The sequence below is a fragment of the uncultured Christiangramia sp. genome (assembly GCF_913046405.1).
In the GTDB taxonomy this organism is placed as follows: domain Bacteria; phylum Bacteroidota; class Bacteroidia; order Flavobacteriales; family Flavobacteriaceae; genus Christiangramia; species Christiangramia marina.
This window is the reverse complement of record NZ_CAJWRQ010000158.1, coordinates 1-3,680: the sequence shown is the minus strand read 5'-3', so window position 1 is coordinate 3,680 and position 3,680 is coordinate 1. Positions and strand designations below refer to the sequence as shown.

The following is a 3,680-nucleotide window of genomic DNA, read 5'->3' as shown; positions in this document are numbered from 1 at the left end:
AAAATAATTCCAGAAATGAGCAATAATGTAGCTTCAAAATTACGGATTCTAAATGCTCTATAAGATGCTGAAGCTACAAAAAATGCAAGTAATGCAAACATGGTAGCGGATAAGGGTGTATAAATATAATCAAATATCCAATAAAATAAAGATCCATTTGTATTCAAATGTGCACCCCATTTTTTCTGTTTAATCTTGCCAGTTTCAGCAAATGGTAATAAGTCTTCTAATAATGCTTCTGCTGACGACATGGTCATAAATATTTCAGGAAATTCATATTGGTTTTCAGCAGCTAATATTTTAGAAATCACTTGTTCCTTGGGTGTGCTTGAAAATTCGGTTACAATTGTTGCAATATTTTCAACACTTGGTTTTCCGTTTCTAGCCATGAGTACTTTAATTCTAGCTACTTGGACCTCCAATGTAATAAATATTTATTCTTCCGGTTTGGCCTTTACAAATTTAGGGGGTCTAGCAGAAACCTCTCGATCGAAAATTACTCTACTAGCTGGTGGTGCAGGTCTTATTTTAGCCGCAATAGGAATTATGGATCATTTTATGGAATTCATCACCGCTTTAACTATAACAATCACCCCCGTTGCTGGTGTTATAATCTCGGATTATTTTATTTGTAGAACTTACAAAGAAGTGACTTCCAAATTCATTTGGACCGGAATTCTATCTTGGCTTTCCGGTGTAGCTATTATGCTTTTTATGGATTCAGAAATAAAGTTCATTTTAGGAATTATAGTGGCTGCTGTCTCCTACTGGATCTTAAAAAAGCTAACAGGTGCCAATCATATAAATTTCCAACAGAAAAAAATAGAGGAGAATGAAAAGGTGTAATGGAGGGGGTTGCCTTTTTAAATATTCTTTAGCACTACAAAGATAGTAGTTGCTGTTCCAAATGGAGGGCTGGCTCGGGAATATGCTCTAGGTTTTTCCAGAACATAAAAGTTTAAGGAGCTACAAAGAGTAAAAACAATCAACATAAAATAGCGTGCATTGAGGTAAATTGGTTTAGGAAGGTGTAAATAGATGAGCTTCTGGAGGCACCACCTTTAAAAGCCCGATTCACCTGAATCGGGTTTTTTTATGCATATAACTGATCTATATAAAATACAAAAAGCCGGAATTAGCATTCCGGCTTTTTGCATAATAACCTGATTCCTCAGAATACAGTGTTATCAAACAGTGTGAAGTACTACGTTTACTACTGCCCCAACAATGGCGGCAAAAATAAATAGTAGGGTAAGCGTGACCAGTATCTTTGCGATAATGTTCAGGCCATGAATACTCATCTTGTAGTTGTCCACAAATTCAGTAAAGATTTCCATACGCCTGTTATTTTTGATTTATACTTAACTCACTATAATATAATCACTTAAGCAGTTAAATCATAATTTTTTCGTCTAGGTCATTGGAAAATCGTTAAACGGATTATTCCTACAAGCTTTCTGGAGATTTGCACCAAAAAAACCTACTATTTTTTTCTATTACATACGTATCATTCTACCTCCTCTTCTGGATGGCGCCTTTCCACCTCCAAAACTACTTAGCTTGTAAGTAAAACTCAGCATTGCATATCGTTGCAGAACGAGGTTATTCACATCCTGAATATAATCGTCTCCTACAAGTCTTCTAGTATCCACATTTTGATCCAGTAAATCATATACTTTCACTTTGACGGTAGCATTGTCTTTCAGGAACTGGTATCCAAGACTCATATTCCACAATAGACTCGTACTGTCGAATCCCGGAGCAACATTTCCATATTTATTATAGGAGATATCATTTCCAAAAACCACGTTCTTTGGCCAGTAGGTTGTAGTTTCAAGAGACAGACTATGGTTTACATAATTTTGATCTCTTCCACTATTGATATCGTACTGAATATCATTGAAGGTCGCCGAGTAACCTGGTTCAATCTCAAAGACTTCATCGATCGCGTAAGTAAGCCTCAAAGTAGGAGTTACCGTAAATTGATCAGATTCATACTGTACAGCGTTAATAAAGCCTACATTCCTGTTATAGCCTCCATTTGCTCCAATCCTATATCTAAACTCTGTAGCGTCCTTCTTATAGCTTTTACTGTAAGAAGCTCCCAGATTTCCGTTAATAACTCCATCTACATTGGTATAGGTTGTAGTTCTAACAAAATTATCCACGCTGCTGGTTGCTGCCACCTGATTATCTGTGAAATTGAAATAGGCATAAGCAAAGATTCCACTTCGGGAAGCAAAATCGAAATTTCTATAATTTAAGTTCACGCGCTGATTAAAGGTTGGTTCCAGCTCAGGGTTACCAATGATGATATTTGTAGGGTTTGTTCTATCCACCACTGGTTGCAGTTGCCTCACTGAAGGAACATCAGCATTTGTACTGTAACCAATACTTATACTTTTGGATCTTTCAGGAGAATACCGAAGATCGGCATCCACATACACATTATTAAAAGTATTGTCGAAGCGTATATCTTCCATAAAGTTCTCGGTCTTTAAAGTTGTGCTAAGCAACCCAACCTCAGAACTAACACGCCATTTTTCACCTTCATAATTAAGTCCGGCGTTTGGAGTATGTTTGAAACTACGGAATTCAAAATCATTACTCAATAGCTCATTGAAATTAGTATACTCACCATCAACAGCATCAAAAACACTTCTGGTATTGCTGCTCTTTTGTGTATCAAACTCATAATTGATGTCCAGAAAGAATTTATCTGCCAATACACTTCTTTTTGAAGCTCCAACACTAAAAGAATTGGAATTTTCATCCTGATCTATAAATTGATCCTGAACGATATTATTTTCAGGGTTATTTACGAATGTACTTTCTGAAAAGTAAATATTCTCATTCTCCTGTTTGCTGTGGGCATGGTCCAGATCCAACTGAAGATAAGAACCCCTGCTTCCAAAACGTTTTATAAAGTTGATATCATTACTAAAATCCAGACTTGTAAGATCTTCAGTTTCATCTATAAGTGTGGTATTCTGAAGCTGCATGTCCTCATCAAGATTTTCTTCAAATCTATCTCGATAGGACGTTCCAATGTTAGCATTGAATCGTGGAGCGATGGAAAGCCTCGTAAGAGTATCAAATTCTACTTCGTATCGAAGTGTCGCTCTGTGACTATCATTCAGTAAATTACTGGAGCTGATGGAATTAGTGAAATATCTGGAATCTGGAAGAATATTCTCCCGCTCGATCCTCGTTCTGGTCTCCGTATCTGATCCTCCATAGAAATAATCCGCAGTAAGTTCCATACCATTGTCCCATTCATTTACAAAGTTGAATCCGCCGGTTTCAGATTTCGTAATCCCATTATTAGATCCAAAACCGGTTCCATTGATACTGAAACTTCCATTCCCATTGAACCTTACACTACGGGCATGTCCACCCATCATGTCGAACACCTCATCAAAACTAAATCCGGAACTATTGATATTATTGGAACTAGCAAGTACACTTACCCTGAGGTCATCTTTAAAATAATTGGCGATACCACTAAGTTCATATCGGTCATCTGTACCACCACCGGCAGTTGCCCGTGAAAACCAGCCTTTGTTCTTGTCTTCCTTCAGTTCAATATTGATGGTCTTATTTTCTGAATCTCCCGCCTTTCCGGTAAATTCTTCACTTCTTGTTTTGGTATCCACTACCTGTATCTTATCTATGATTTC

Annotated in this window: 4 protein-coding genes; 1 reads left to right on the top strand and 3 read right to left on the bottom strand. The window is 37.1% G+C overall.

Features of this window, described 5'->3' with window-relative positions:
- The coding region (locus tag QZ620_RS13685) for a hypothetical protein (protein WP_295182714.1) at nucleotides 1-389 on the bottom strand (389 nt) is incomplete at its 3' end.
- Between QZ620_RS13685 and QZ620_RS13680 the strand changes: the two genes are divergently transcribed.
- Entirely contained in the window at nucleotides 388-846 is a 459-nt protein-coding gene (locus QZ620_RS13680) for a cytosine permease (RefSeq protein ID WP_295182712.1), read from the top strand. The two genes, QZ620_RS13685 and QZ620_RS13680, sit on opposite strands and share 2 nt — an antisense overlap.
- Nucleotides 847-1,187: 341 nt before the next feature.
- On the opposite strand, the gene QZ620_RS13675 is transcribed toward QZ620_RS13680, so the two are convergent.
- Complete coding sequence (locus QZ620_RS13675) at nucleotides 1,188-1,337, bottom strand: hypothetical protein (protein WP_295182708.1); 150 nt, start codon at nucleotides 1,335-1,337, stop codon at nucleotides 1,188-1,190.
- 159 nt (nucleotides 1,338-1,496) lie between these two features.
- Nucleotides 1,497-3,680: outer membrane beta-barrel protein (locus QZ620_RS13670; RefSeq protein WP_295182704.1), on the bottom strand; the 2,184-nt coding region annotated here is incomplete at its 5' end.

Coding starts and splice junctions, on each gene's coding strand:
- QZ620_RS13680 (WP_295182712.1), top strand. CDS start 388: ATGAGTACTTTAATTCTAGCTACTTGGACCTCCAATGTAATAAATATT.
- QZ620_RS13675 (WP_295182708.1), bottom strand. CDS start 1,337: ATGGAAATCTTTACTGAATTTGTGGACAACTACAAGATGAGTATTCAT.